The organism is Rhizobium sp. YTU87027 (assembly GCF_050644135.1).
GTDB lineage: Bacteria > Pseudomonadota > Alphaproteobacteria > Rhizobiales > Rhizobiaceae > Rhizobium.
Window position 1 is genome coordinate 2,911,638 of record NZ_CP098440.1, and the last position, 26,352, is coordinate 2,937,989.

Genomic DNA, 26,352 nt, shown 5'->3' on the forward strand with positions numbered 1-26,352 from the left:
AGGTTATTTATTTGATGTAACCAGCCTTGGTCATTTCGCGGGTCGTCAGCTGTTGTGCGCTCTGCAGGGCCTGATCGACCGAAACCTGGCCGGCAAGAGCTGCGGAGAACTGCTGGCCTACAGCCGTGCCGATACCCTGGAATTCAGGAATGGCGACGAACTGAACACCGACATAGGGGACCGGCTTGACGGTTGGCTTGGTCGGATCGGCCGCGTTGATGCTGTCGAGCGTCATCTTCGCGAACGGAGCTGCCTTCTGGTAATCCGCATTCGCATAGAGCGACGTGCGTGTACCGGGAGGTGCGTTCAGCCAACCTTCCTTCTCGGCGACGAGGTTGGTGTAATCCTTGCTCGTTGCCCAGGCGACGAACTTCTCAGCCGCTTCTACCTTCTGCGAGCCTGCCGGGACCGCGAGGTTCCAGGCCCAGAGCCAGTTGCCGCGCTTGCCGAGGCCCTTGTCCGGAGCCAGAGCGAAGCCGACCTTGTCGGCCACGGTGGATTCCTTCGGGTTGCTGACGAAGGACGCAGCAACGGTCGCATCGATCCACATGCCGCACTTGCCGGTCTGGAAGAGCGCCAGGTTTTCGTTGAAGCCGTTTGATGAAGCACCAGGAGGGCCGGCTTCCTTCATCAGGTTGACGTAGAAGTTCAGCGTGTCCTTCCACTCCGGCTGATCGAACTGCGGCTTCCACTGTTCATCAAACCAGCGTGCGCCAAAGGAGTTCGACATCGCCGTCAGGAAGGCCATGTTTTCACCCCAGCCCGCCTTGCCGCGCAGGCAGATGCCGTAGATTTCCTTGTCCTTGTTGGTGATCTTCTTCGCGGCGTCCGCGATGAAATCCCAGGTCGGCGCGTCGGGCATCTTCAGGCCGGCGGCATCGAACAGGTCCTTGCGGTACATGACCATCGAGCTTTCACCGTAGAACGGCGCTGCATAGAGCTTGCCGTCTGCGGTGAGACCGCTGCGAATAGCTGGCAGCAGGTCGTCAACGTCGTAATCCTTGCCGAGATTATCGAGCGGCAGAAGCCAGCCCTGTTTTGCCCAGATCGGAACTTCGTAGGTACCGATCGTCAGGACGTCGTACTGACCGCCCTTGGTCGCGATGTCGGTCGTAACCTTCTGGCGCAGGACGTTTTCTTCGAGGGTGACCCACTCGAGATCAATGCCGGGGTTCTTTTTCTTGAAGTCGTCCGTCAGCTTCTGCATCCGGATCATGTCGCCGTTGTTGACGGTCGCGATCGTTAGCGTTTCGGCCGAAGCCATGCCGGCAAACGCCAGTGCTGAGCAGGCGCCCAGCAGAAGAGTTCTCAATGTCATATCTTCCTCCCAGAAGATGGGTGCGAGCATTCGCTTTGCTCATGGGCAATTACTCACCAGCGGGAAGAAAATGTCAATTGCCATTCGTTGCTGCGTTAGCGAACGTCGGCATTATCTAATTGAAAATAAACGAATATATTTTTGCTCACGCCTTGAGCAAATATTCGGCAGTGTCTTCGTCAGTGATCAACGCATTGATTTGGTGGCCCATGACGGCCGCTTTGATCGCCTTGAATTTGCGCTTTCCCTTGCCGATTCCGATGACGGTCGACGACTCACGCGAAGGGATCGACGCCGAGGCGACCCGCTCGTTGATCGGGTTGTCGAGCAGCTTTCCCTCGCCGTCGAACACCCAGCCGCAGATCTCGCCGACGGCGCCGTTGCGCATCAGCTCCATCATCTCATCCTTCTCGAGAAAACCATCGACGCAGAGCGGTCCATCAATGCCGAGCTCGCCGATACCGACGAAGGTGACGTCTGCCTGGGCGCTGATTTCCAGCGTCGAGCGGACGAGCTGCTGGCCGTGCAGGGTCTCCCTCTCCTCCGCCGACGTCACAAGAACCGGAAGCGGCATCGGGAAGTGCCGCGCCTTCACGGCATCGGCCATGCTGAAGATGACGTTGTAATAGGCGGCCGAACCGTCGGGGGCGATGTTGCCGGTCAGCGACACGATGCGATGGTTGGGACATTCAATGGCGGGCAGCTGGTCGACCGCGGCCTTCAACGTTCGCCCCGTCCCGACCGCCAACACGATCGGATCCGGGCGCTTCAGCCAGCGCTCGATTTCAGCCGCTGCAGCCTCCGCGATCCCGACCGTCGTCGAGCTCGAACCCGGGTCGCTCGGCACGACCTCGACATGCTTGAGGTTGAACTTCTTGCGCACGGCATTGGCGAGTTCCAGGCAAGCGGCGATCGGATGGTCGAGCCGCACCTTGATTAACCGTTCGGCAACGGCGAGCGATACCAGACGCTGGGCCGATTGCCGCGAAATCCCCATGGAAGAGGCAATCTCATCCTGCGTCCGCCCTGCCACGTAATAGAGCCATCCTGCACGCGCCGCGTCATCCAGCCGTCCCGAAGTCTCGGATTTTCTTACCATGAAGTCTCTACCATACTGAAAGGACCGGCAGCAGCCGGCGCGAGATGCAGATGCGGCAGATCAAACCAGAAATCGGGCAAATGTCGAGTGCATTGAGAAATTGCACAGCCAATTTTGACTTGCTTCATGGCGGCGGATGCCATCGGCTTGTCATCTTTGTCGATCAAGCCTTGCTTGACCAAGGGTTGAACTGCGGGCTAACTGGCGCCGAGGAAAAAAGCTGTGCGAATTCTGCTGGTTGAAGATGACAGGCTGATCGGTGGAGCGGTGCGCGATCACGTCGCTGCAGCCAATCATGCCGTCGACTGGGTACAAAACCTCGTCGATGCCGATGCTGCGGCTAGACCTGTCGACTATGGGCTGATCCTTCTCGACCTTCAGCTTCCCGACGGCAGCGGCGTCGAGTTTCTTCGCCGGCTCCGTGAAAGGGGCTTGAAGACACCCGTCATCATCCTGACGGCACGAGATCAGATCTCGGATCGTATCGATGGACTGAACGCCGGCGCCGACGACTATCTCGTCAAGCCATTCCACCTGGACGAACTGGAAGCGCGTATCATGGCGGTCGCGCGTCGTTATGACGCCAATCCGCATCCCGTGCTGCGCATTTCCGATATCGAAATCAACCGGCCCCTGCATCAGCTTTCGGTGGCCGGCGAAACGATCATCCTCACAAGCCGCGAATGGGCGGTGCTCGACCTGTTGACGGCGCGGCCCGGGGCGATCGTTCCGAAGGACCGGATCGAGGAAGCGCTCTACGCGTTCGGCTCGGAGATCGAAAGCAATACGGTCGAGGTTTACGTAAGTCGCCTACGCAAGAAGATCGGCAAGGACCGGATCCGCACGGCACGCGGCATCGGTTATACGCTTGGATGAAGATGAAACGCGAACGCAGCATTACCGGCCCGCTCATCCTTGCCTTGACCACCGTCATGGTCGTCTTTTGGCTTGCCGCGATCGGCCTCAGCGTCCGCGTGATGCAGCAGGAATTCGATGAGATTTTCGACAGTGCCCAGCAGGAGACGACCGAGCGCCTCTTGGCCTTGATCCTCGATGATCTGAATCAGAGCACCGACATCGATCCACGCAGCATCGCCATGCTCAACACAGCGGCTAGCCGCGAGTATTTGACGTACCAGGTGCGCGATCCAAGTGGCAAAGTGGCGCTGCGTTCGAATGATGCCCCGGCCGAGCCCTTCGACGCGCCGCTTCGCACAGGCTTCCACGACACGGCAACGGCTCGCATCTATACGGAAATGACGGCCGACGGTTCTCTATTCCTGCAGGTGGCCGATCGGTTCAAGAACCGACGTGAAGCCGTGCGCGAAAGCTCTTTGACGTTGCTCATCCCACTGATCGCTCTCATTCCCGTCAGCATTTTCGCGATCTGGTTCATCGTCGGGCGCGCTTTGCGACCGATCGAGACACTCCGGCGCGACATCGGTACCAAGGACAGCGGCAACATGGCCGAGGTGAACGGCCAGAACCTGCCGGTTGAACTGCGGCCGATTGCGAGATCGGTCAACCTGCTGTTGGGGCGCCTGCGCGCGGCGCTCGAAGCGGAGCGCGAATTCACCGCCAATAGCGCGCACGAACTGAGAACACCGATCGCCGGCGCTCTTGCCCAGACCCAACGCCTTGTCGAGGAACTGCCGCCCGGGGCAACACAGGATCGCGTCCAGCAGGTCGAGATCTCGCTCGTCAATCTCGGACGTCTGGCCGAGAAGCTTTTGCAGCTGTCGCGCGCCGAAGCGGGCATCGGCGGGAGCTCAACCGCGGTCGACTTGCGTCCGGTCCTCGACATGGTGGTCACGGACTTTCAGCGTGACAGCCGAACGAATGGCAGGCTTCAGTATTCCGCCGCGCCCGATGCAAAGCTCGTGCGTAACGCTGACATGGACGCCTTCGGCATTGTCACGCGAAACTTGATCGAGAACGCCTTGCTGCACGGCGACCAGGAGCTTCCGGTCAATGTCAGCCTTGAAAGCGGCGGCATCATCCGCGTCGTCAACGGCGGACCGCTCGTTCGCGATACCGAGATGGCGAGCCTGAAGAAGCGCTTCAGCCGAGGCAAGACGACAGCGTCCGGTTCCGGGCTCGGACTGGCTATCGCCGACCGTATCATTGCCCAAATGGGTGGGACGCTGGAATTGTCGTCGCCGGCGACCGGCGCGAAAACCGGCTTCGAAGCGAAAGTGACGCTTCCAGCCTAGCCCGGATTTGGCTTGCAAAACCCGTCGAAGGGTGCGAGCAGACGCAGAGGCCCTCCAAAGCAGCAGAACCCGAATGATCATCTCTTTCGACATCGGCGGCTCCGCCATCAAGGGCGGCGTGGCGCATTCCGAAGCCGACATCACGCCGCTTGGCCGTCGCCCGACCCCCAAGGACGACTTTTCTGCCTTCGTCGGCACGCTGCGCGCTATCATCGCGGAAACCGGCGAGCAGCCAACACGCCTTGCCTTCTCGACCGCCGGCGTCGTCGATCCGGATACGCAACGGCTCACCTGCGCCAATATTCCCTGTATCCACGGCCGCAATCTTGCCGCCGACCTCGAAGCGGAACTGGGCCTGCCGGTTTTGATCGCCAATGACGCGGACTGCTTCGCCATGGCGGAGGCCGATCTCGGCGCCGGACGCGGCCACCGCATCGTTTTGGGTGCCATTCTCGGTACCGGCGTCGGAGGCGGTGTCGTCGCAGACGGCCGGCTGATCAATGCCGCCGGTGGCTTTGCCGGCGAGTGGGGCCATGGCCCAGCGCTGGCGTCTTACGCAGGCAATCCACCCGTCGCGATCCCGGCCTTTCGCTGCGGCTGCGGCCAGAAGGGCTGCGTCGATACGGTCGGCGGCGCCCGCGGTCTCGAGCGCTTGCACAAGACTCTTCACGACGTCGATCTCTCCAGCCAGGAGATTATCGATGATTGGCTGAAAGGCGAGGCCAAGGCAGCGCGCACGATCGACGTCTTCGTCGATCTCGTCGCCTCACCGCTCGCACTGACGGTCAACATCACGGGCGCGACTATCGTTCCCGTCGGCGGCGGACTTTCCAACGTCGAACCGCTGCTTGCGGAGCTGGACAGGGCAGTCCGTCAGCGCATCCTGCGTAAATTCGATCGCCCACTGGTGGTCCGCAGCGAATGCCGCGTCGAGCCCGGCCTGATCGGCGCCGCACTACTCGGCTTGAAAGCGGAAGCCGCCCAAGCCTGAGCGTAGGACAAAAGAAAATGGCGCGGTTCACACCGCGCCATCCTTTTTCATTCAGCCGCCATCGCCGGCGGGTGCGCGGTTTCCGCCTCTGGTGCATTGCCATTGGCAACATCCACCTGCGCTCCTGATGTCTTCGGCTCCTTGCCGAAGAACAGGGCGTAGGCAGCGGGCAGCACCAGGATCGTCAGCACCGTCGCGACCAGAATGCCACCCATCATGGCGTAAGCCAGCGGGCCCCAGAAGACACCACGCGAGATCGGGATCAGCGCCAGGACAGCCGTCAGCGCCGTCAGCATGATCGGGCGGAAACGTCTGACCGCGGCACCGACGATCGCTTCCTGCCTGTTCATCCCCGCCTTGATGTCCTGGTCGATCTGGTCGACGAGGATGATCGAGTTGCGGATGATGATGCCGAGAAGTGCGATGACGCCGAGGATGGCGACGAAGCCGAACGGTGCGCCCGATATCAGCAAGGCCGCGGCCGCACCGATGATCCCGAGCGGGCCGGTCGCCAGCACGAGCATCGCCTTGCCGAAGTGCTGCAGCTGCGCCATCAGCAAGATGACAATGACGACGAGCATGATCGGCGCCTTGGCCGCGATCGAGGCCTGGCTTTCAGCGGAATCTTCCGCGCCACCCTGGATCTCGACCTTGTAGCCGGCCGGAAGGCTGTCACGCAGCGATTGCATGTCGGCATACATCTTCATGACGACATCGTTGGACTGCACGCCGTCCGGCAGCGTTGCGCGCACGGTGATCGTCGGCAGACGGTCGCGCCGCCATTCGATCCCCTGCTCCAGAACCGGCACCACCTTGGCAACCTGCGAGACTGGGACAAAGCCGCCGAAATCCGTCGGTACGTAGACCGAATTGACCGCCGACAGCAGCGACCGGTTGGCCTCGGGTTCGCGGGCAACGATCGAGACCGTCTCCTCGCCGTCGCGGAAGTCGTCAAGCGGCGCACCGGACACCGCCGTCTGCAGCATCTGACGAACACGCTGCGAGGTGACACCGAGCGCGCGGGCACGGTCCTGGTCGATCACCAGCTTCATCGCCGGTACCGGCTCCAGCCAGTCGTCATGGATCGCGCCGAGCAGCGGATTGGCCTGGAACTTTGCCTTCACCTCGTCGGCGATCTTGCGGACTTCCTGGCGATCCGGCCCCATGATGCGCATCTGCACCGGCCAGCCCGTCGGCGGGCCGAGGAACAGACGATCCACCTTGCCACGGATATCGGGGAAGTCTTCCGCAAGGATGGTCCGCAGCTTCACGATCAGCCGTTCACGCGCCGGCTCGTCGTTTGCCATGACAAGCAGCTGCGCGAAGTTCGGATTGCGAAGCTGCTGGTCGAGCGGCAGGAAGAAGCGCGGGGCGCCCTCGCCGATGTAGGTGGCGACGAACTTCTTGTCCTTGTCATCCATGATCTTGGCTTCGAGCGCCTTTGCCTGCGTCTCGACTTCCTTGATGCTGGTGCCTTCGGGCAGCCAGAGGTCGACGAGGATTTCCGGGCGCGAAGACTGTGGGAAGAAGTTCTGCGGGATGAACTGGAACGCCCAGAGACTGGTCGCAAAGGTCACCAGCGTCATGGCAATGACGATGATGCGATGGCGCACGGCCCAACTGACCGTCGCTCTCAGGCGGTGATAGAAGGGTGTGTCGAAGGCATCGTGATGCTCGCCCGCATGATGGCGCTGCTTCAGGATCATGTAGCCGAGCCATGGCGTGAAATAGACCGCCACGAACCACGAGACGACGAGTGCGATGCCGACGACATAAAACAGCGTGCGCACATATTCACCGGCCGTCGACGCCGCAAAGCCAACAGGAATGAAGCCGGCAGTGGTGATCAGCGTACCCGTCAACATCGGGAAGGCGGTCGAAGAATATGCGAAGCTCGCCGCCTCGATCTTGACAAGCCCCTCCTCGAGTTTTCGTTCCATCAGTTCGACGACGATCATCGCGTCGTCCACCAGCAGGCCGAGCGCGATGATCAGCGCGCCGAGCGAAATGCGCTGCAGGTCGATGCCGAGCTCGTACATGATGGCGAAGGTCGCAGCGAGCACGAGTGGGATGGCGATCGCGATGACGAGACCCGAGCGCCAGCCGATCGACAGGAAGGAGACGATCAACACGATGACCAATGCTTCGCCAAGCGCATGCATGAACTCGCTGATCGCGTCAGTGACGACGTCGGGCTGATTGGAAATCTGGTCGACCGCCACGCCGTAGGGCAGTGATCCCTCGAAGCGCTGGTAAGTGGCTTCAACGTCTTTGCCAACATCGGTCACCTTGAAGCCCTTCGCCATGACGACGCCGACCTGGACACTCTCGTGACCATTGAAGCGATATTTACGCTGATAGGGATCTTCGAGGCCGGAATAGACCGTGGCGATATCACCAAGACGCGTTACCTGATTGCCAGCCTTCAGCCGCAGCTCGCGGATGTCCTCGGCTTTCGTCACGTCGCCTTCGACGGAAATGCGCACCGAGCGCGTGCCGGTATCGACAGAGCCGGCCGGATCGACGCTGTTCTGACCCTTGATCGCGTTCTGCAGGTCGAGCACGGTCAGCCCGCGTTCAGCCAGCGCCTTCGAGGACACGTCGATGTAGATCTTCTCGGGCTGATCGCCGATGATCACCGCCTTTTCGACGCCAGGCGTCGTCAGCAGCATGTCGCGCGCTTGGATCGCGAACTTCTTCAGCTCGGGATAGCTGTAGCCATCGCCGCTGATCGAATGCAGCGTGATGTAGGTGTCGCCGAACTCGTCGTTGAAATAGGGCCCGAGCAGCCCGTCCGGCAGCTCATTGGAGATGTCGCCGACCTTCTTGCGGACCTGATAGAACGCGTCGGCCACGTCGGCCGAATTGGTATCACCCTTGACCTGCAGCGTGATGATGGCGCTGCCCGCGCGCGTATAGGATTTGACCCAGTCGATGTGGGGGGTTTCCTGCAGCTTGCGCTCGATCTTGTTGACGACCTGGTCTTCCATTTCCTGGATGGAAGCACCTGGCCAGATGGCCTGTACGACCATGACGCGGAAGGTGAAATCCGGGTCTTCCTTCTGGCCCATGCGCATCAAGCCGAGCACGCCGGTGATAATGATTAGGCCGAACAGGAAGCGCGCGATGCTTGGATGGCCAATCGCCCAGCGCGACAGGTTGAAGGGACGCTTCTCGGCGGTCGAGTTGTCCATGATCGTATCCTCTCCTGCCGGGCCTTAGCGAATGATGTCGCCGGTTTCGGCTTGCGCCGACTGCTGTTCCGGCAGCTTGATCTTGAGGTTCTCGGTCATGAACTGCGTGCCGGCCGCAACGACGAGATCGCCAGTTTTCAGCCCGTCGGCGACACGCACGCCGCCGCCGGTGAAGTCCGAGACCTTAACCTCGCGAGCATGGACGGTCGACGCATTGCGGTCGACGACCCACACGATCTTCTTGCCGTCCTTCTCGGCAAGTGCACTGAGCGGAATGGCAACGTTGGTCTCGGCATTGCCAATAGCAGCCTCGATCGTCGCCGTCATGCCGAGCAGCACGCGATCGTCGGTTGGAAGGCTGACGCGAACCGCGAAGGTCCGTGACTGCGCATCGGCACTGCCGGAAACCTCGCGCACTTTGCCATCGAGCACTAGCTTGTTGTCGGACCAGAAGCTGGCCTTGACCGTCTTGCCCGGCTTGAACTGCGCTATGTCGTTTTCCGGAACAGCAATCTGCACTTCCTTTTCGCCGTCGAGCGCGACGGTGACGACAGGCGTACCTGCCGCGACAACGGCTCCGGTATCCGCGCTGATCGACGTTACGATGCCATTCCGGTCAGCCTTGAGCTCCGTATAGGCGACCTGGTTCTTGGCCTGATCGAGTGACGACGCCGCTGCATCGCGCGTTGAGACCGCTTGATCATAGCTAAGCGCGGCCTGCTCCATCTGCGATTTTGCTGTAACGCTCTTGTCGAAGAGTTGCTGAGCGCGCTTGTTGGCCAGATCGGCGGTCCCCACACCCTTTTCGGCAGCGGCCAGGTTTGCCTCGGCGGTCTTGACCGCCAACTGATAGTCGGTCGGATCGATCTCGGCGAGCAAATCACCCGGCTTGACGCGATCGCCGATGTTGACGCGGCGGTCGGTGATTTTCCCGGCGACGCGGAAGCCGAGATTCATCTCGACGCGAGCCTTCACCGCACCGGAGTAATCCAGCGCGCGCGTATCGCCAGCCTGCGCGATCTCCACGACCTTGACCGGCCGGATGATTTCTTTCGTCTCGGCTTTCTTCTCTTCGCTGCAGCCGGATACAGTAAACGCAACGGCGCCAAGGAGCGCGAGACTGACAAAGGACGGCAACTGGACTGTCTTCAGCGAAATCATCTTTCGCACTCCTGAAATGGGTTATCGGTTGATCTGCGGCCCTTGCCACGAATTATTTCTTCAGCGCCCTGATCGAGAACTCGACCAGTTCGTCGACGGTGGCGCGGTTGGTCTTGGCGAGACATTGCGCCACCATCTGCGGATGACAGAGGGTAACGGTGGCCGCCCCGAAGCAGCGTGAGGCGACATCCGCATCCTGCTCGGCAAACTCGCCGGCAGCGATCCCTTCGCGGATCACATCGGCGAGCAATTCATGAATACTGTCGACATGCTTTTCGATGACGTGCCAGTCACGCTCGATGGCGACGACGACCATCTCATGCACCTTCTCCTGGTCAAGCATGGTCTCGACGGTCATCTGGTATTGGCCCTGCACGAATTTGCGCAGCCGATCGGACGCGCTGATGGGCAGGTGGCAGGCGTCGTAGGCCATCTGGTAGCTGGCAGCGAGCATGCGGCCGCAGATCGCCTGGTGGATCTCCACCTTTGAGGCAAAGAAGCGGTAGACGTTGGCCGGCGACATGCCAAGATCGCGGGCAATGTCGGCAACCGTTGTCTTCGTATATCCGTAATGACGGAAAAGCCGTTCGGCAGCGTCGAGAATGCGCGTCACATTCTCCTGACGGACTACTTCGATCGTATTTTCCGCAGCATCGCTGATCAATTTCGGACACCTCACTTACGACTGACGATTTTCGAATTTCGTCAGTCGTAAAATATCAATCGTAATTTGTCAAGGTTTTCTCGGAATGCCACGCCGTCCCGACGCCGCTAAAGTGCTGCGGTCAGTAAATTGGATCGGAATTCGGAATGATGGGGGAAGGCCAAGGCGCACGATCTCGCCCGCCAACCTAAGCTGCGGGGCATGGCGCTGCGATAGAATGGAACTTGAAAGACCAGGCAGACAAGTGCCGGCATCAATGCGCGGCACTCGGTCTTAAGTCATCGTTCAGGCGAGCTTGACGTCCAGCGAGATCGGAACAGCCGAGAGCGCCTTCGACACCGGGCATCCGGCCTTGGCCTTGTTGGCGAGTTCGATGAATGTCCTTTCATCGGTGTTCGGAACCGTGCCGGTCAGCGTAAGGTGGATCGCCGTGATGGCGAAACCGCTCTCCACGCTTTCGAGCGTCACCTTTGCCGTCGTCTCCATATCGGTCGCCTTGAGGCCCGCCTCTTCCAGGATGAGCGACAGTGCCATCGTGAAGCAGCCCGCATGCGCCGCCCCGATCAGCTCCTCCGGATTTGTACCTGGGATACCTTCGAAGCGGCTTGAAAAACCGTAGGGATAGTGTTTGAGCGCGCCACTCTGCGTGGAAATCTGCCCCTTGCCATCTTTCAGACCGCCCGACCACTGCGCTGAACCTGTACGATTGATCTGCATGCCGTTCTCCTATCCGGGTTAGAGGAAGCTGAAAGAGGCATCGCCTCTTTAACGCGATATAATCCTCTATCGGCAGAAGGCGACAACGCCGTGAAATTTCTTCAAGGCGCACACCCGGAGGACGATCAGATCTCCATTCGCGCCGTATCAAGCGTATAGAGTTCCTGGGCGCGCTTGACGCCCTTAAGCGCATAGCGACCGACGCAGGCCAAAGCGCCGCGCTCACCCTCGGGGATCGTGGCCGCAAATTCCGACGACATCAGCACGTTGAAATCGACGGATCGGCACATCGAGGCAATCCGGCTAACCTCGTTCACGGCAGGCCCGATGACCGTAAAGTCCAGGCGCTCGCGGCTGCCGATATTGCCGTAGAAGACATCACCGATATGCAGACCGATATAAACCTCCGTCGTCGGGCGTCCCTCGAGCGCGCGCTCATCGTTCAACACCTTCAGCTTTTGCCGTAGCAATCGCTCGGCCTGCAGCGACGCGCAGCAGGCGTCGGCCGGCTCGTCGGCCTTGAAGATAGCCAGGACCCCATCGCCGATCAGCTTCAACACGTCGCCGCCCGCCTCGTGGATCGCGGAAATGACGACATCGCTGTATGCATTCAGCATCGGCAGGATTTCTTCCGGCGGCGCGCTGTCCGATATCTTGGTGTAATTCAGAAGATCCGAGAACCATAGAGCTGCCGAGATACGCTCCGACTTGCCGCGCGTGATTTTGCCTTCCAGCACCTGCCGCGCGGCGTCGTCACCAAGGTAGACTTCAGCAATCGTCCTGGCGATGCGCGCCAATGCGATGCATTTGATCGCAAGCGCCAGCACCGGCACCAGCTTTCGCAGGATCGCGAGGTCGTGATCGGAAAAGCCCTCCGGATGGCGCGTTGCGAAATGAGAAAAGAAGCAATCCATTTCGCCGATCGTGCCTGCCTTGGCAAAGCGATGGACCATCGCGACGAAGTCGGTGTGGCCCTGCTCGAGCATCGATTCGAGCATGACGAAGTCGGTTGGATCGCCGAAGCCGATGCGCCGCCTGACCTCGTTTTCTTCGCCGGCCCAAAGATAGTAGAAGGCGGATCGCTGCCAACTCTCCAGCGCCGTACCTTCGCTGGAGGGGCCGTACTCGAATTCGGCTTCGATTTCCTCCCGGCTGTCCCAGCGAAAGGCGCGACCCTCGTGGACGGGATGGAGCGTGTCCATCAGCGCCATGCCGCGATCGAGCGGCAGGCCCCGCTCGCGGCAGATGTTGCAGAAGCCGGTCAGGAGTTCCGCCTCGGAGGCGCCTTTCAGCCCCTGCTCCGTCAGCCAGGCCGCAACTGTTCCTATCTCACTGTATTCCATGCCGTTTCCCTCGCTGGTGCGAAAGCTGTATCGCGATTTCGCCGACAAGGGAAAGGCAAAGCTCAACCCAAGACAGGCATGTTGTAAGGTGTAACAATTTCCACCGCCGACAATGCCGGAGGCGCAATTCCGCCTCTCATCGATCGGCTTATGACGGCGCGAAAGGCCGATCGGGCGTCCGTGCGCAGATCATGATGCAGCACGAAGCTGATCTTGCGAGCGGTGAGCAGAGCGCGATTGTCCGCATCGAGATCATGCGCAACGAAGACACGGACTGGTCGTTGCGCCGCTTCGAAGGCAGCCACCACCGCCCGATTTCCACCGCCAATGGAATAAACCGCGTTGATCGCCGGGTCCGCCGCGATAGCCTGCATGGCGAGCGTGCCTGTCGCCGCATCGGTGCCGTGTCCTTCACTGATCTCGGTCACGCCAATCCGCGGATAGCTTTCGCGCAGCAGGCGGCGAAAGCCGATCTCCCGCTCCTCCTCGCCGCGAAAGCGACCGCTGGAGAGTGTGACGAGCACGCGCCCCGGCGCGTCGCCGAAATGCTCCCCAATGAGATAAGCGGCCGTCTCGCCGGCTGCCCGGTTGTCCGCGCCTGCGTAAGCGGTGCGTGACGAATTCGGCAGGTCCGTCACCAATGTCACCACGGGAATCCCCGCCTCCGTGGCGCGGGAAACGGCCGCGGCGACATCAGGAACATCCGGCGCCTTCAGCACGATGCCGTTGGTGCCACGCAGCCGGATCCGGTCGAGCAGTTGCACCAACTCTGCCTGCTTCATCACCTCCGCGAAATGGAAACGGCACCGGAACACCATCGGCAGGAACGTGGCAACCTCCGCCTCGAAGGCATCGCGAACGGCAGTGCTGAAGCGTTCCGGCGTTTCCATGACCACATCAATGGCGAGCTTGCGTCCACTCACCTCGCCGCCGGTCTGCTGCTTCTCCAACTCTGCAATCGCGGCCTGCACCCGCATCATCGTCTGATGCCTGACGCCACTCCTGCCATTGAGAACGCGATCCACGGTCGCGGTACTCAACCCGGCCTGGAAGGCGATATCCTTGACGAGAAACCGATGTGCCACGCAATCCGTCTTGATGGTTTTTTGATGGATTCCTGATCTATAACACACCATTCGGCAGCGTATAGTGCCCTCATCGGAACGGGAGGAGCACCATGAAAACCGACAACCTTCAGAAACTGCGCGCCGATCGCGTCTGGCTGACCGAGGATGCCTGCGATCTCGGCGATTTCCGCAAGCTTGCCGAGAAGACGACGGCTCTGGCCGATTATCCGACGGCGGAGGCCGTGGAAAAGAACATTCTGATTTATGACAGCGCCAAGGTCATTGCCGCGATCGCCAGCCCCGAAGGCCGCAGGGCGGTTCTCGCCGAGATCTGCGAAGCCTTCGGCGAGGGCCCAGGCGTCGTCGTCTTCAAGCGCGCTTACAGGGATACCGGTGTCATCGACCGCGCCAGCGCAATATTCGACGAGATTATCGAGGAGCAGCACCGTACGGCAACCGGCGGCGGCGATCACTTTGCCAAGCCAGGCGCCAATGACCGCATCTGGAACTCGCTGGAAAAGCACTGCCTCGCCGACCCCGAAAACTTCGCCGAATATTACGCAAACCCCATCGTCGCGATCGCAAGCGAGGCCTGGCTCGGCCCAAGCTATCAAATGACCGCCCAGGTTAACCGGGTCAATCCGGGCGGCGCGGCACAGTCCGCTCACCGTGACTATCATCTCGGCTTCCAGTCTTCCCAGGTGATCGAGCGGTTCCCGGCGCATCTGCACAGGCTGTCCCCGGTACTGACGTTGCAGGGCGCGGTCGCTCATTGCGACATGCCGCTCGAAAGCGGCCCTACCCTTTTCCTGCCGCACAGCCAGACCTATGAGCCGGGCTACCTCGCGCTCAAGCGCCAGGAGTTCAAGGACTATTTCGAGACCCATCATGTCCAGCTGCCACTCGAAAAGGGCGACGTGGTGTTCTTCAATCCAGCCCTTTTCCACGCAGCCGGTACGAACCGGTCGACAGACATCAAGCGCGTCGCCAATCTGCTACAGGTCTCCTCCGCATTCGGCCGCGCGATGGAGACCGTCAACCGCGAGCGCATGAGCGTTCAGCTGTTCCGGGCTTTGAAGGCCCTCAGGGGCAAATTGTCCGAAGCCGAGATCGGCAACGCCGTTGCCGCCTGCGCAGAGGGCTACTCGTTCCCGACCAACCTCGACCGCGACCCGCCGCTTGGCGGGCTCGCGCCGAAGACGCAAGCGCAGCTGATGCACGAGGCGCTTGAGGAGAATTGGGATGACGGGCGGTTCCTCTCGGCACTGGCGCAACAGAGCGAGCGGCGACTAAGCTGACGCATCCGCATTGACGACATCAGCTCCCGGCGCCGTGGTGCCGGGAGCTTTTGGCATATCGCCCATCTTTCAAAGGAGGAGTGCATGACAACAGACCACAGCCGTCTCGAGGGCAAGATCGCCATAGTAACCGGCGGCACACAGGGACTCGGGGCAACAATCGCCCGCCTCTTTGCCGAGCGCGGCGCCAAGGGCCTCGTCATCTGCGGCCGCAACGAGCAGAAGGGGAAGGCGAAGGCCGAAGAGATCGCCGCCGCCACGGGCGTCAAGGTCGTGTACGTCAAAGCCGATCTCGGGCAGGTCGAGGACGCTCGAAACGTCGTTCATGTCTGCGACCAGACGTTCGGCCGCGTGGATGCCCTTGTGAATGCGGCCGCCATCACCGACCGCGGCACCATTCTGGACACCAGTCCGGAACTCTTCGACGCCATGTTCGCCATCAACGTGCGCGCGCCGTTCTTCCTGATACAGGAAACGGTGAAGGTGATGCGGCGCGAGAAGCTCGAGGGAACCATCGTCAATATCGGCTCCATGTCTGCCAAGGCAGGGCAGCCCTTCATTGCCGCCTATTGCGCCTCGAAGGGCGCCCTGGAAACCCTCACGAAGAACACAGCCTACGCGCTTCTACGCAACCGCATCCGGGTCAACGGCCTCAATATCGGCTGGATGGCTTCAGAGGGCGAGGATCGCGTTCAGCGGGAATTCCACGGCGCACCGGCTGACTGGCTGGAAAAGGCGGCCGCCAGCCAGCCGTTCGGTCGCCTCGTCGATCCGGAGGAAGTGGCACGCGCCTGCGCCTATCTCTCCTCGGCGGAATCCGGCCTCATGACCGGCTCGATGATCTGCTTCGACCAGTCGATCTGGGGCGCCTATGACGGTTCGCCGCATCCGGACACAGCTCTCTGAAAAAATGCAGAGCCTGACGCTTTTGCCAGCGCCGGGCTCTGGAACACATCACCGTTTACGTTTACGAAGGGCGTCACATCGCTTTGGGAGGAGCTGACCTGTGTCGGAAGATGCGCTCTATGACATCCGTGACGACCGTTTCCGTGGCCTGATCGCCGGCAGCGCCCGGCTGGAGGAACTCTACAGCGGTTGCCGCTGGGCCGAAGGTCCCGTCTGGTTCTCCGATCTGAATTGCCTGCTCTGGAGCGATATCCCCAATGAGCGGATGATGCGCTGGGTGCCCGACGGCTGCGTCTCGGTCTTTCGCTCTCCCTCGAACTACGTCAACGGCAATACGCGCGACCGCCAGGGTCGGTTGATTTCCTGCGAGCACGGCGGTCGGCGCGTCACCCGCACCGAATTCGATGGCCGCATCACAGTGCTGGCCGACAGCTACAGAGGCAAGCGCCTGAATTCCCCGAACGACGTCGTCGTCAAGTCGGACGGCTCGATCTGGTTCACCGATCCGACCTACGGCATCATGTCCGACTATGAGGGTCACAAGGCAGAGCCCGAACAGGAAACCCGCAACGTCTACCGCATCGACGCTCCGACGGGGGAAATCGAAGCAGTCGCGACCGATTTCATCCAACCCAATGGCCTGGCCTTTTCGCCTGACGAGAAGCAGCTCTACATCGCCGATTCCGGCTCCTCCAACCATGAGGTCCCGCGCCACATCCGCGTTTTTGATGTTGTCGACGGCAAGAAGCTGACGAACAGCCGGTATTTCTGCTCAATTGACAGCGGCGTGCCGGATGGCTTCCGTTTCGATGTCAGCGGCAATCTCTGGACCAGCGCGGCTGACGGCGTTCACTGTTTCGCGCCCGACGGCACGCTGCTCGGCAAGATCAAGGTGCCGCAGACGGTTTCGAACATCGCCTTTGGTGGCGTGAAAAAGAACCGCCTGTTCATCACCGCCACCCAATCGCTGTATTCGATTTACACCACCACCAACGGCGCCCAGTATCCATAAGATAGCATCGCGCGCCATCGAACCAGGACGCCAGCGCTGCCTACCGAGCTAGGCATCTCCACCCGGAAAGAATCATCGATGCTTGAGTTTTCACGCGCCCTTCAGGGATGCCAATCCGTTCGCAACGCCTTTTTCATGGGAGCCTGAGATGCGTTCTGTCGTCTCTTTCAACGAGAGCTGGAGTTTCCACGAAGGTTTCGGCCAACGTCTGCTCGAGGGCTTCGACAGCGCGGCGATCGTCAGCCTGCCGCATACGGCCGTTGAACTGCCGTTCAACTACTTCGACGAGACAAGTTACCAGCGGGCATTCACCTATCAAAAGGTTCTGCGCTGGATGCCCGAGTTTGTGGGTCGCGAGGTCTCGCTCGTCTTCGACGCTGCCATGGCCGATGCCGTCGTCTATCTGAACGGCGAAGAGATCATCGCCCACAAGGATGGCTACACACCGTTCGAAGCACGTCTCTCCGGCAAGCTGGTGATGGGCGACAATCTGGTCACCGTGAAAATTGACGGCAGCGAAAATCCAGCGATTCCGCCCTTCGGCGGCCGTATCGATTACCTGACCTATGCCGGCATTTATCGCGACGTCTGGCTGAAGGTCACGGACCCGGTTTCCATCGGCAACCTGAAGATCGAAACCCACAACGTCCTGTCAGAGGAAAAGTCGGCAAGCGTGCGTGTCGATCTTGCCAATCCGCAACAACTGACCTTCCTGGGCTCGGTATCGGCATCGCTAAAGCATGGGGATGGGCGCGTGCTCGCCACGGCTTCCGCGGAAACCAGTGGTGAAAACCTTACGCTCTCTTTCGATGGCCTTACCGGCATAGCCCTCTGGGATATCGACAATCCCGCACTTTACGAAGTCACCGTCGACCTTAAGACAAGCCATGGTTCCGACCGCGTCTCGTCGCACTTCGGCTTCCGCACCGCCGAGTTCACGACCGAAGGCTTTCTTCTCAACGGGCGGCGGCTCAAGCTGCGTGGTCTCAATCGCCATCAGGCCTTTCCGTATGTCGGCTATGCCGCAGGCAGATCGGCCCAGGAGCGTGACGCCGACATCATGAAATCCGTACTGAAGTGCAATATCGTCCGCACTTCGCATTATCCGCAATCGAAGTGGTTCCTGGATCGGTGTGATCGCATCGGCCTTCTGGTCTTCGAGGAAATTCCGGGCTGGCAGCATATCGGCGACGTCGAATGGCAGCAGGAATCGATCCGCAACGTGCGCCGCATGATCGAGCGCGACTGGAATCATCCGTCGATCATCATCTGGGGCGTTCGCATCAACGAGTCGCAGGACAGCCATGACTTCTACGTCGAAACGAACCGGCTTGCCCGTGAACTCGACCGCACGCGGCAGACCGGCGGCGTCCGCTACATAACGGACAGCGAACTGCTCGAAGACGTCTATACGATGAACGACTTCATCCTCGGCAACGAGGAGCTGCCCGGCAACAACCGCCCGCGCACGGCGCTCCGCCCGCAGCAGGAATCGACCGGCCTGTCATACAAGGTGCCGTACATGATCACCGAATTTGGTGGCCACATGTATCCCACCAAGATCTACGACCAGGAGGCCCGCCAGGCAGAGCATGTGCGCCGGCATCTCGAAGTGCTGAATGCCGCTTCTGGCGATCCTGACATCGCGGGTGCAATCGGCTGGTGCATGTTCGACTACAACACTCACAAGGACTTCGGCTCCGGCGACCGGATCTGCTACCATGGCGTCATGGACATGTTCCGCGAGCCGAAGTTTGCAGCCTATGTCTATGCGAGCCAATGCGATCCTTCCGAAGAGATCGTGATGAAGCCGGTCACCTTCTGGGCTCGTGGCGAGCGCAATATCGGTGGCGTACTGCCGCTGATTATCCTCACCAACTGCGACGAGATAGAACTGCAATACGGCGCAGTGACGAAGCGGATCGGCCCGGATCGCGAGAACTACCCGCACCTGCCGCACCCGCCTATCGTTCTCGACCACCGTCATTTCACGCCTGATGAGCTTGGAACGTGGGGGCTTGAATGGATCGACGGCGAGTTCACCGGCTACATTGACGGCGAACCTGTCGCCAAATTGACGCTTGTCGCCGATCCATTGCCGACGACGCTGCAGCTCGTTGCCGACAGCACAACGCTAAAGGCCCGCGAACGCGACACCACCCGTGTCATCATCCGCGCGCTTGACCAGCAGGGGCAGCGCCTGCCCTTCATGAACGACAATGTCACCCTGCAGGTCGACGGGCCTGCAAAGATTGTCGGGCCGGCATCGGTTCCGCTGCAGGGGGGCACGGCGGGCTTCTGGTTGGAGGCGACCGGATTGACCGGTGCAATCAGCGTACAGGCAAGCTGCAACCGCTTCCCTGCGGTCAAGATCGAACTGACGGCCAGTTGAGCATATTGGCGGTGCGCCCGGCAGGGCGTGCCATCATCCGGACTGCGCCGGCTGCACCGACCGAACCGTGCCGTTGTTATCGACGACGCACGAGAATTTCTTGCCGCCGGCGTCGAGGTCGACGCCGAAGGTTCCGTCGGGCAACTGGCGGGAGGCCGTGGGCAGAACCTTGGCGTTCGGACCAGCAACCCCGGCCGCCGAATTGGCGCAGAGCAGCTGCAGATCAGCGGGAGCGGTCTGCAGCGTCGTGCGCGCCATGCTTTCAGGCGCGGGCGGCGTCGGTGGCGTGCAGGCACCGACGAGCGCGACGCTTGTCATTGCCGCCATCATCCGGCCGATCGAAATCTTCTTCGCGGTGTTTTTCCACAAAACCGTGTCCCCCGACTCGTGTGATTTGTTCCCTCTCCGGCGTTGAGCCGGCCCATACTCAGACACCTTTGTAGAGTGCAGCCCCCTGCATCAGCACGATGACCTTGGCGCCGATCTTGATCCGTGACGCAAGGTCCACAATGTCGTCATTGTTCATGCGGATGCAGCCAGAGGACACATCGAGACCGATGGTCCAGGGCTCTGCGGTCCCGTGAATACGATAGATGGTGTCCTGGTCGCCTTCGTAGAGGTAGAGGGCCCTGGCACCCAACGGATTTTCCGGACCGCCCGGCATCCCGGCGGCCCATTTGGCCGCATTCGGATCGCGCGCCACCATTTCGGCCGGCGGCGTCCAGGTCGGCCATTCCGCTGTCCGGCCCACTCGCACGATCCCGGCCCATCCGAAGCCCTCGCGGCCGACGCCAATGCCGTAGCGGATAGCCTGTCCGCCCGGCTGAACGAGGTAGAGGAAATGCTGGTTGCCGTCGATGATGATTGTGCCGGGCGGCTCTGCCGTTCGGAACGTCACCGTCTGCATCCGGAACGCTTCCGGCGCCTGGTTGTTGCGCGCGTAGTACTGGCGCGCTTTCTTCTTGTCGTAGTTGACCCAGGTGTGCGTTTTGGAATCGTAGATCTGCGTCTGTGCCCAGGCAGCAAGAGGGCCGACACAGACGGCGGCCGCGATCAGGGCCGAGGTCAGTTTGCGCCGTCCAACCTCATTCGTCTTCGCCGGAAGTCTGTTGCTTGCCGTCATTTGTTGGCCCACCCATCCACGCGCTTCGCATTGTCCGCGACCCATTTTTTCGCGTAGTCGAGCGGCGGTACGCGTTCGACCTCGAGCGCATAGCTCATCGCGGTCGCGTCCTCTGGCGTCAGATCGACCTTCTCCAGGAACGCTGCGATATCAGGATGTCTCTTCGCGAAAGCCGCAGCGTAGCCAATGCGGAAATTGGCGGCGTCCCAGGCCGTCGATGCCGAGGATTTGGTGACCCAGAGTGGATCGTTGGCACCGACGAGCTTCCACTTGCTGGCATCGTGCGGCGGCTCGGTAAGGCGGACGATCTTGTGCAGGTCAAAAATGAAATGCGGGGCATAGCAGGCAAAGACCAGCGGCTGGTTCGTCGCGATCGCGATATCCAGCCCTGCCATCGCGACTTCTTCTTCCGACTCGACCAGCGTCAGGTTCTTGGCATAGCCGTAGGTGTTCGCCCGCACCCGCTCGATCCCCGTCGAGGACCATGTCGGCGCGCCGAGCCACATCTCGCCTTTGCCATCACCGTCGGTATCCAGAATCTTGGTCCTTTCCGGATCGCTGAGATCGGCGATCGATCTTAGGCCCTTTTCGGCGGCAGCCGGTGTCGCGCAGATACCCTGCCATGCAGGCACGCCACGCTTGGCGAGAACCACGACGCCCTTTTCGGTGACGAAGGTCTTGATGACGTTCTCGAGATTGGGCTGCCAGACCTCCGGTTCGATGTCGACTGTGCCGTTCTCCATGCCGTTGAAGGCAAGCAGTGTCCCAAGCTCCTCCACATCGGCATTGAGCCCAAACTCCTTGGCGATGCTAATCTTGAGAATATTCGCCGTCGCCTGCCCGGAAGGCCAGTTCGGCATCGCGATCACGAGATCGGCGGCGAAGACGGCACTGCTCATCGCAAGCGCTGCGGCAAAGACGGATGAGAAGAGCCCTGAACATGCTACGCACTTCGTCATGCCTGCCCCCCAAAACATGCGAGAAAGGATCGTAGAAATGCACGTTACATCTTGCAGGCGAACATGCATAAAGCGCCTACATCCGTCAAGTCGAGTTGACGTTCGCTTGCGGGCCTACTGAGGGCAGTTGTCACCCACCCAAGCCTTGACGCGCGCAGCCATCGTGGCGAGGTGATCAGCGACGGAGAAGCCGGAGATTTTCTTGCGCGGTGCAAGATCGTGATCGCCATCTTCAAGCCAAAGGACTGATATTGTAGAAGAAAGAGAGTAGGTCGATACCTCTTCACGCGTTCCGAACTCGTCGCGCGTCCCTTGGCAGATAAGCGCCGGCGTGCGCAGATTTTTAAGGTGCGCCGTGCGCAGCTGTTGTGGCTTGCCGGGTGGGTGAAAGGGGTAGCCGAGGCACAACAATCCAAAGATCGAGCCTTGCTCGTACAGGTCGTCGGCGACCATGCTCGCCACTCGTCCACCCATCGATTTGCCGCCGATAATCAGCGGCCCGGAGTTCGCGAGCGCCTTTACAGCCTCCCTATATTCGGGAATCAGAGTCTCGGCTTTCGGCGGTGGCTTTCGCGCATCGGACGTGCGACGCGCGGCCATGTAGGCGAACTCAAAACGTGCAACGCGAAACCCACTTGCCGCAAGCGCTCCCGCGGCAGCAGTCATAGACTTCGAGTCCATCGGGGCGCCGGCACCGTGAGCAAGCAGGATGGTGGCTGAGGGATTGTCCGGGCCGGTGATCAGAAACGTCTCGCTCATTGCGATGTCATAGCGCAATGAGCGAGGCCTCACCATATCGAACGAGCGAGATGATAATCGGTCAATGGAATTTCGGCATGTCGGGAAGCGCCGAGAATTCTTCGCTGATCATTTCGCTCATGGCGACCAGGATCTCTTTGCGGGAGAAGCCAGACCGCTCGAGCTCCTGGATCATTTGGTCGAGATCCAGCTCAAGTTGACCGCGACAGCACGCCACCCGATCGGCAGAAACGAGTAGAATTTCTTCAAGAATCAGCATCGCTTCGCTCCTAATTTACAGAAGCAACCTGCGACCGCGTTAAATGTTCCGACCATGCCCGACAACATTTCCCGCCTGCCAACCGCGCGGGATACAGTAACAATACATCGGATATCGACTGAAACTCCGCACAGAAGCCCCCGTGACGGCCGGTGGTTACCATTAAGCAACTAAACCTGTACACCGTCAGAAGACGCCCCTCCCCACGATCAACCGCTGTCTAAACTGCGCTTCCTCGGTGACCCGTCGCTTCTCCCGGCAGGTTTACTCATGAAAACCTTTGCGCCGCAAATCAAAAAGCCAACCTCTTAGAGTAGACCAACAATTTGTATTGCAACCATCTGATTTAGAAGATTTAATATATAATCAGATACACATAAAGGACTGAGCAACGGAACAGTCTGAGGGCGCCTGCAATGCAAAGTTCCCGAGCAAGCAGGGATGGGGCAGCCAATCCCACGATCAATGAAGTACATGATCAGATCGAGCGCATCCTCTCCAGTGGCGAGTTTCATGCCCCCGATCGGGGCCGACGATTTCTTGAGTTCATTGTCGAAGAGACCCTTTCGGGCCGTGCAGACTACCTGAAGGCATACACGATTGCACAAGAGGTATTCGCGCGGGACACATCCTTCGACGCTCAAAACGATCCCGTCGTCAGGATCGAAGCCGGCCGGATCCGTAGGGCGCTCGAACGCTACTATCTGGTTGCCGGCCACGCCGACAGCATCGTTGTGACGATACCAAAGGGCGGGTATGTACCATCCTTCGATTACGCCGAAGGCGGCTGCGGACCCGCTGTTCAAGCGGCATCTGATCTTGGCGAGCAATCAGAATTGCAGCCCGCTGCACCGACGCCGACGCCTGTCGAGCCAGCCCCCGCCCGCCAGCGGGCTTGGATGTGGCTTGTCGTACCCGCATCTGCGCTGATTATAGGGATTGTCAGCTTCGTTCATCCGCCGCTCCTTCCCTTTGTCACCTCATCGCTGTTGCCCGCAGCTTCTGTTTCAAACGACGGCGCGCAACCCAGGATCATCGTCGAGCCATTCCAGAATATTCCAGGCAAGGCTGCCACGGCGGATATCGCCCAAGGACTGACTGATGAAATCATCGGTCAACTCACGAAGTTCAGGGAGATTCTTGTGATTGCCCCCGGCGCGGAGCCGGGAGCGGAGGCACGAGAGCCTCGGTTCGCACTGCAAGGGAGCGTTCGTATCGAAGGCGACAAAATGCGGCTGATCGTGCGGCTCACCCGACAGGCAGATGGCGCCGTACTCTGGGCAAACAATTATGATGCAGACCTTCGCGACCGCAGCACGTTGGAAGTGCAAACCGAGGTCGCACAGAGCATTGCGACCACCGTTGCGCAGCCATATGGCATCATTTTCCAGACGAACGCCGCCGAAGCCATCAAGCCTGACAGCGGCGACTGGGAAGCTTATTCATGTGCGCTGTCGTATTATGCGTATCGGGCCGAGCTCGATCCGCAAAAGCATGCTGCCGTGAGAGACTGCCTGGAGAGGGCAACCAAGCGACTTCCGACCTACTCCAGCTATTGGGCCCTGCTCTCGCTGACCTATCTCGATGAGGTCCGCTTCCAATACAAAGTCAAAGCCGAGTCGCCGCACCCACTGGCGCAGGCGGTCGATGCTGCCAGGCGAGCCGTGGATCTTGACCCACAAAACGCGCGCGCATTGCAGGCCCTCATGCTTGCAAGCTTCTTCAGCAACGATGTCGATACCGCATTGCGCGCGGGGTCTGCAGCCTATGCCATCAACCCGAACGACACCGAAGTCGCAGGCGAGTATGGCTTCCGGCTCGCAATGTCCGGGAAATGGGATACGGGCTGTGAACTGATGTCCAGTGCCATCAGCAGAAATCCCGGCCCGAAGGGATATTACGAGGTCGGCCTGGCCTTATGCGCCTATATCAGGGGAGACAATCAGGCAGCTGAGCTTTGGGCCCGCATGGCCGATTTGAAACACAACCCAATGCATCATCTTGTTCTGCTAGCCGTACTCGGCGCATCAGGCAAACTTGATGAAGCACGGCGCGAGCGGGACTGGCTCCAGACGAATGATCCAGTGCTTCTCGGCAACATCCGCAAGGAAGTGGCGCTGCGTCTTCACCGTCCGCAAGACCAGGAGCGCTTCCTCGACGGCCTGCGCGCCTCCGGCATTGCAATCCCTCCTGCCGATCGCATGATCGGCAGCCAGTAGGTCGCGACGTAGCATACCGTATGCTACCCCATCCGACGTGTATTTTACTGCCTTAACGTCCGTACTCACCTTATCCTTTGGAAAACCTTGGAGGACATGGCGATGACTGCAAGCGAGACCCCTCAGTCGATGACCAGTGCCGAAGATTTGCGCAAGCGTGCGCTTGAACTTCAGCTCGCGGAGATGGAACGCGACCAGAAGATAAAGGACCGTGAGGCGACGAAACATGCGGAATTCGTCGAGGATTTTTTCCAGAAGCATATCGGCGACACCGAACGCGCGGTCATCAAGCGCTTGGTGATGAAGGCGGCCGCGGACGGAAAATACGAAGCAATGATCTACAGCTTCCCGTCCAGCCTCTGCACGGACAGCGGCCGAGGCATCAACAACAACCTGCCCGGCTGGCAGAATAGCCTGCAAGGCAAGGCGAAAGAAATCTACGAGCTCTTTGAAGCGGTCGCAAAGCCCCAGGGTTACGGCTTGAAGGCGGCGATTATCAATTTCCCCGGTGGCATTCCCGGCGACGTCGGCTTTTTCCTGACTTGGGAGCCGCCCGTCGACTAGCGCGCCAGTGAGTGTTTAATTACCGTTGCACCGATTGCGAGGATCGCAATGCCGGCGCTGGACTTCCCTGTTGCCTGATGTTGAGCGAAACAGCAACGAGAAAAGCCGCGCGTTTCCGCGCGGCTCCTTCTGCCCCCCACTTTAAACTCCCCGATCTCAATCGCGCACGATCGTCCAGTTGTCGTCAGGATTGAACTCCTTGATCGCTGCTGCGCGCTCCTCCGTCTGCGGTCCCAGGTCCCGCTGGTAGACGATATTGGCACCGTTGACGATGAAAGTCTGAACCCCAGTCACGCGATACTTGACCGGCCAGGCGATCAGCGCGAAACCACCCGTCATGTTGCCATTGACGATGTAGCTCTGTTTTCCGCCGATCACGTTCGGGCCCTGAGCCGTCAGGATGCGATAGCGGTAGCCATAATAGCCTTCGCCACGCTTCGCCTTGCTGAAGGCAGCCGTTTCGACCAGCGGTCCGGCCGGACTCTCTTCATCGAAGGCACCGGGCTCCCAGTAGAGGCCGTCGCGCTTCCCTGGGGTGCTGATCAGCTTCTGTGCGAATTCGAAGAGACCGTCCTCGTCCTCGTCGAGTTGCGCGTAGGCGTATTGGGCATTCACATAGTCATGCATCGTTTGGATCGTCGAGAGTTCGTTCTGGCCGACGCGCCGATTGACGATCTCCTGCAGGCCGACTTCCGTGTCGAACGCCCATTTGCCATCCTTGCTCTTCGACAGGGGAAAGGGCAGCGGCCACAGGACGTCACCGATCAGAACCACCTTGCGATCGCCGATATCCTGCAACTGCAATTGCCGTGCAGCACCCTCACGGATCGTTCCGTAGCTTATCATCGCCTCGTTGCTGGATCGCAGCTTGGCCGCGTCCAGGCCGAGAAGGCCAGCCAAGCCATCGACATCATTGGCACTCAGCACGGTCTTGAGCCGTTGAAGCGCCGCCGATGGATCATCGAAAGACGGTGGCGCACCAGCCTCGAACTCCTGAAGATCCGTCTGGGTCTGCGACATGGATGGGGCCGCCCACGCCAGGGAGAGAGCCGTTCCGAGCAACAGCGGGATCAATTTCAACTGTGGTCTCATGG

24 protein-coding genes are annotated in these 26,352 nt (G+C 60.3%); 10 read left to right on the plus strand and 14 right to left on the minus strand.

Annotated elements, in window-relative coordinates:
• Window positions 1–7 precede the first annotated feature (7 nt).
• Together NBG89_RS14435 and NBG89_RS14440 are read right to left on the minus strand one after the other, a co-directional pair.
• Window positions 8–1,318: an ABC transporter substrate-binding protein gene (locus tag NBG89_RS14435; protein ID WP_431320525.1), complete on the minus strand. Its 1,311-nt coding sequence runs from the start codon at window positions 1,316–1,318 to the stop codon at window positions 8–10.
• Between the two features lie 145 nt (window positions 1,319–1,463).
• Complete coding sequence (locus NBG89_RS14440) at window positions 1,464–2,417, minus strand: sugar-binding transcriptional regulator (RefSeq protein WP_431320526.1); 954 nt, start codon at window positions 2,415–2,417, stop codon at window positions 1,464–1,466.
• A gap of 50 nt (window positions 2,418–2,467) precedes the next feature.
• Between NBG89_RS14440 and NBG89_RS14445 the strand changes: the two genes are divergently transcribed.
• The 4 genes from NBG89_RS14445 to NBG89_RS14460 all read left to right on the plus strand — a co-directional run bounded on the left by NBG89_RS14445 (window position 2,468) and on the right by NBG89_RS14460 (window position 5,621).
• Window positions 2,468–2,659, plus strand: a complete 192-nt coding sequence (locus tag NBG89_RS14445) for a hypothetical protein (protein ID WP_431320527.1) — start codon at window positions 2,468–2,470, stop codon at window positions 2,657–2,659.
• The gene (locus NBG89_RS14450; protein ID WP_088692195.1) at window positions 2,640–3,293 is read left to right on the plus strand and encodes a response regulator; all 654 of its coding nucleotides are present in this window, start codon (window positions 2,640–2,642) and stop codon (window positions 3,291–3,293) included. The genes NBG89_RS14445 and NBG89_RS14450 overlap by 20 nt, the downstream gene beginning before the upstream one ends.
• Window positions 3,294–3,295: 2 nt before the next feature.
• On the plus strand, window positions 3,296–4,630 hold the full coding sequence (locus NBG89_RS14455) for an ATP-binding protein (RefSeq protein ID WP_431320528.1): 1,335 nt from the start codon (window positions 3,296–3,298) through the stop codon (window positions 4,628–4,630).
• Window positions 4,631–4,703: 73 nt separating this feature from the next.
• Window positions 4,704–5,621: an ROK family protein gene (locus NBG89_RS14460; protein WP_431320529.1), complete on the plus strand. Its 918-nt coding sequence runs from the start codon at window positions 4,704–4,706 to the stop codon at window positions 5,619–5,621.
• A 47-nt stretch (window positions 5,622–5,668) separates the two neighbouring features.
• Here NBG89_RS14460 and NBG89_RS14465 read toward each other — a convergent pair whose 3' ends face one another.
• From NBG89_RS14465 to NBG89_RS14490, 6 genes are all read right to left on the minus strand, one after another.
• Entirely contained in the window at window positions 5,669–8,815 is a 3,147-nt protein-coding gene (locus NBG89_RS14465) for an efflux RND transporter permease subunit (protein ID WP_431320530.1), read from the minus strand.
• Window positions 8,816–8,839: 24 nt separating this feature from the next.
• The gene (locus NBG89_RS14470) at window positions 8,840–9,976 is read right to left on the minus strand and encodes an efflux RND transporter periplasmic adaptor subunit (protein WP_431320531.1); all 1,137 of its coding nucleotides are present in this window, start codon (window positions 9,974–9,976) and stop codon (window positions 8,840–8,842) included.
• Window positions 9,977–10,028: 52 nt separating this feature from the next.
• Entirely contained in the window at window positions 10,029–10,637 is a 609-nt protein-coding gene (locus NBG89_RS14475) for a TetR family transcriptional regulator (RefSeq protein ID WP_088692233.1), read from the minus strand.
• Between the two features lie 288 nt (window positions 10,638–10,925).
• Window positions 10,926–11,357: an OsmC family protein gene (locus tag NBG89_RS14480; RefSeq protein ID WP_431320532.1), complete on the minus strand. Its 432-nt coding sequence runs from the start codon at window positions 11,355–11,357 to the stop codon at window positions 10,926–10,928.
• A gap of 125 nt (window positions 11,358–11,482) precedes the next feature.
• Complete coding sequence (locus NBG89_RS14485; RefSeq protein WP_088692234.1) at window positions 11,483–12,700, minus strand: adenylate/guanylate cyclase domain-containing protein; 1,218 nt, start codon at window positions 12,698–12,700, stop codon at window positions 11,483–11,485.
• Window positions 12,701–12,762: 62 nt separating this feature from the next.
• Window positions 12,763–13,785, minus strand: a complete 1,023-nt coding sequence (locus NBG89_RS14490; protein WP_431320533.1) for a LacI family DNA-binding transcriptional regulator — start codon at window positions 13,783–13,785, stop codon at window positions 12,763–12,765.
• A 92-nt stretch (window positions 13,786–13,877) separates the two neighbouring features.
• Between NBG89_RS14490 and NBG89_RS14495 the strand changes: the two genes are divergently transcribed.
• The 4 genes from NBG89_RS14495 (at window position 13,878) to NBG89_RS14510 (ending at window position 19,375) form a co-directional block, all read left to right on the plus strand.
• Entirely contained in the window at window positions 13,878–15,065 is a 1,188-nt protein-coding gene (locus NBG89_RS14495; protein ID WP_431320534.1) for a phytanoyl-CoA dioxygenase family protein, read from the plus strand.
• An 84-nt stretch (window positions 15,066–15,149) separates the two neighbouring features.
• A complete protein-coding gene (locus tag NBG89_RS14500) occupies window positions 15,150–15,971 on the plus strand; it encodes an SDR family oxidoreductase (RefSeq protein WP_431320535.1) in 822 nt (273 codons plus the stop codon).
• Window positions 15,972–16,071: 100 nt separating this feature from the next.
• Window positions 16,072–16,983 carry an SMP-30/gluconolactonase/LRE family protein gene (locus NBG89_RS14505; RefSeq protein ID WP_431320536.1) on the plus strand — a complete coding sequence of 304 codons (912 nt, stop codon included), beginning with the start codon at window positions 16,072–16,074 and terminating at the stop codon, window positions 16,981–16,983.
• Between the two features lie 148 nt (window positions 16,984–17,131).
• The gene (locus NBG89_RS14510; RefSeq protein WP_431320537.1) at window positions 17,132–19,375 is read left to right on the plus strand and encodes a glycoside hydrolase family 2 protein; all 2,244 of its coding nucleotides are present in this window, start codon (window positions 17,132–17,134) and stop codon (window positions 19,373–19,375) included.
• A 33-nt stretch (window positions 19,376–19,408) separates the two neighbouring features.
• On the opposite strand, the gene NBG89_RS14515 is transcribed toward NBG89_RS14510, so the two are convergent.
• The 5 genes from NBG89_RS14515 to NBG89_RS14535 all read right to left on the minus strand — a co-directional run bounded on the left by NBG89_RS14515 (window position 19,409) and on the right by NBG89_RS14535 (window position 22,475).
• On the minus strand, window positions 19,409–19,702 hold the full coding sequence (locus tag NBG89_RS14515) for a hypothetical protein (protein ID WP_431322696.1): 294 nt from the start codon (window positions 19,700–19,702) through the stop codon (window positions 19,409–19,411).
• A 100-nt stretch (window positions 19,703–19,802) separates the two neighbouring features.
• The gene (locus NBG89_RS14520; RefSeq protein ID WP_431320538.1) at window positions 19,803–20,498 is read right to left on the minus strand and encodes a L,D-transpeptidase; all 696 of its coding nucleotides are present in this window, start codon (window positions 20,496–20,498) and stop codon (window positions 19,803–19,805) included.
• On the minus strand, window positions 20,495–21,457 hold the full coding sequence (locus NBG89_RS14525; protein WP_431320539.1) for a glycine betaine ABC transporter substrate-binding protein: 963 nt from the start codon (window positions 21,455–21,457) through the stop codon (window positions 20,495–20,497). The genes NBG89_RS14520 and NBG89_RS14525 overlap by 4 nt, the downstream gene beginning before the upstream one ends.
• 114 nt (window positions 21,458–21,571) lie before the next feature.
• Window positions 21,572–22,216 (minus strand): alpha/beta hydrolase family protein, encoded by a 645-nt coding sequence (locus NBG89_RS14530; protein WP_431320540.1) that lies wholly within the window; start codon window positions 22,214–22,216, stop codon window positions 21,572–21,574.
• Window positions 22,217–22,277: 61 nt separating this feature from the next.
• The gene (locus NBG89_RS14535) at window positions 22,278–22,475 is read right to left on the minus strand and encodes a hypothetical protein (RefSeq protein ID WP_088692207.1); all 198 of its coding nucleotides are present in this window, start codon (window positions 22,473–22,475) and stop codon (window positions 22,278–22,280) included.
• Between the two features lie 416 nt (window positions 22,476–22,891).
• Between NBG89_RS14535 and NBG89_RS14540 the strand changes: the two genes are divergently transcribed.
• On the plus strand, window positions 22,892–24,694 hold the full coding sequence (locus tag NBG89_RS14540; protein ID WP_431320541.1) for a hypothetical protein: 1,803 nt from the start codon (window positions 22,892–22,894) through the stop codon (window positions 24,692–24,694).
• Between the two features lie 102 nt (window positions 24,695–24,796).
• On the plus strand, window positions 24,797–25,258 hold the full coding sequence (locus tag NBG89_RS14545) for a hypothetical protein (protein ID WP_431322697.1): 462 nt from the start codon (window positions 24,797–24,799) through the stop codon (window positions 25,256–25,258).
• Window positions 25,259–25,414: 156 nt separating this feature from the next.
• On the opposite strand, the gene NBG89_RS14550 is transcribed toward NBG89_RS14545, so the two are convergent.
• Complete coding sequence (locus tag NBG89_RS14550; protein WP_431320542.1) at window positions 25,415–26,350, minus strand: DUF2950 domain-containing protein; 936 nt, start codon at window positions 26,348–26,350, stop codon at window positions 25,415–25,417.
• Window positions 26,351–26,352: the final 2 nt, after the last annotated feature.

Excerpts from the sequence above, each read along its gene's own strand:
- NBG89_RS14435 (WP_431320525.1), bottom strand. The coding sequence starts at position 1,318 with ATGACATTGAGAACTCTTCTGCTGGGCGCCTGCTCAGCACTGGCGTTT.
- NBG89_RS14440 (WP_431320526.1), bottom strand. The coding sequence starts at position 2,417 with ATGGTAAGAAAATCCGAGACTTCGGGACGGCTGGATGACGCGGCGCGT.
- NBG89_RS14445 (WP_431320527.1), top strand. The coding sequence starts at position 2,468 with ATGCGGCAGATCAAACCAGAAATCGGGCAAATGTCGAGTGCATTGAGA.
- NBG89_RS14455 (WP_431320528.1), top strand. The coding sequence starts at position 3,296 with ATGAAACGCGAACGCAGCATTACCGGCCCGCTCATCCTTGCCTTGACC.
- NBG89_RS14460 (WP_431320529.1), top strand. The coding sequence starts at position 4,704 with ATGATCATCTCTTTCGACATCGGCGGCTCCGCCATCAAGGGCGGCGTG.
- NBG89_RS14465 (WP_431320530.1), bottom strand. The coding sequence starts at position 8,815 with ATGGACAACTCGACCGCCGAGAAGCGTCCCTTCAACCTGTCGCGCTGG.
- NBG89_RS14470 (WP_431320531.1), bottom strand. The coding sequence starts at position 9,976 with ATGATTTCGCTGAAGACAGTCCAGTTGCCGTCCTTTGTCAGTCTCGCG.
- NBG89_RS14480 (WP_431320532.1), bottom strand. The coding sequence starts at position 11,357 with ATGCAGATCAATCGTACAGGTTCAGCGCAGTGGTCGGGCGGTCTGAAA.
- NBG89_RS14485 (WP_088692234.1), bottom strand. The coding sequence starts at position 12,700 with ATGGAATACAGTGAGATAGGAACAGTTGCGGCCTGGCTGACGGAGCAG.
- NBG89_RS14495 (WP_431320534.1), top strand. The coding sequence starts at position 13,878 with ATGAAAACCGACAACCTTCAGAAACTGCGCGCCGATCGCGTCTGGCTG.
- NBG89_RS14500 (WP_431320535.1), top strand. The coding sequence starts at position 15,150 with ATGACAACAGACCACAGCCGTCTCGAGGGCAAGATCGCCATAGTAACC.
- NBG89_RS14510 (WP_431320537.1), top strand. The coding sequence starts at position 17,132 with ATGCGTTCTGTCGTCTCTTTCAACGAGAGCTGGAGTTTCCACGAAGGT.
- NBG89_RS14515 (WP_431322696.1), bottom strand. The coding sequence starts at position 19,702 with ATGGCGGCAATGACAAGCGTCGCGCTCGTCGGTGCCTGCACGCCACCG.
- NBG89_RS14520 (WP_431320538.1), bottom strand. The coding sequence starts at position 20,498 with ATGACGGCAAGCAACAGACTTCCGGCGAAGACGAATGAGGTTGGACGG.
- NBG89_RS14525 (WP_431320539.1), bottom strand. The coding sequence starts at position 21,457 with ATGACGAAGTGCGTAGCATGTTCAGGGCTCTTCTCATCCGTCTTTGCC.
- NBG89_RS14530 (WP_431320540.1), bottom strand. The coding sequence starts at position 22,216 with ATGAGCGAGACGTTTCTGATCACCGGCCCGGACAATCCCTCAGCCACC.
- NBG89_RS14535 (WP_088692207.1), bottom strand. The coding sequence starts at position 22,475 with ATGCTGATTCTTGAAGAAATTCTACTCGTTTCTGCCGATCGGGTGGCG.
- NBG89_RS14540 (WP_431320541.1), top strand. The coding sequence starts at position 22,892 with ATGCAAAGTTCCCGAGCAAGCAGGGATGGGGCAGCCAATCCCACGATC.
- NBG89_RS14545 (WP_431322697.1), top strand. The coding sequence starts at position 24,797 with ATGACTGCAAGCGAGACCCCTCAGTCGATGACCAGTGCCGAAGATTTG.
- NBG89_RS14550 (WP_431320542.1), bottom strand. The coding sequence starts at position 26,350 with ATGAGACCACAGTTGAAATTGATCCCGCTGTTGCTCGGAACGGCTCTC.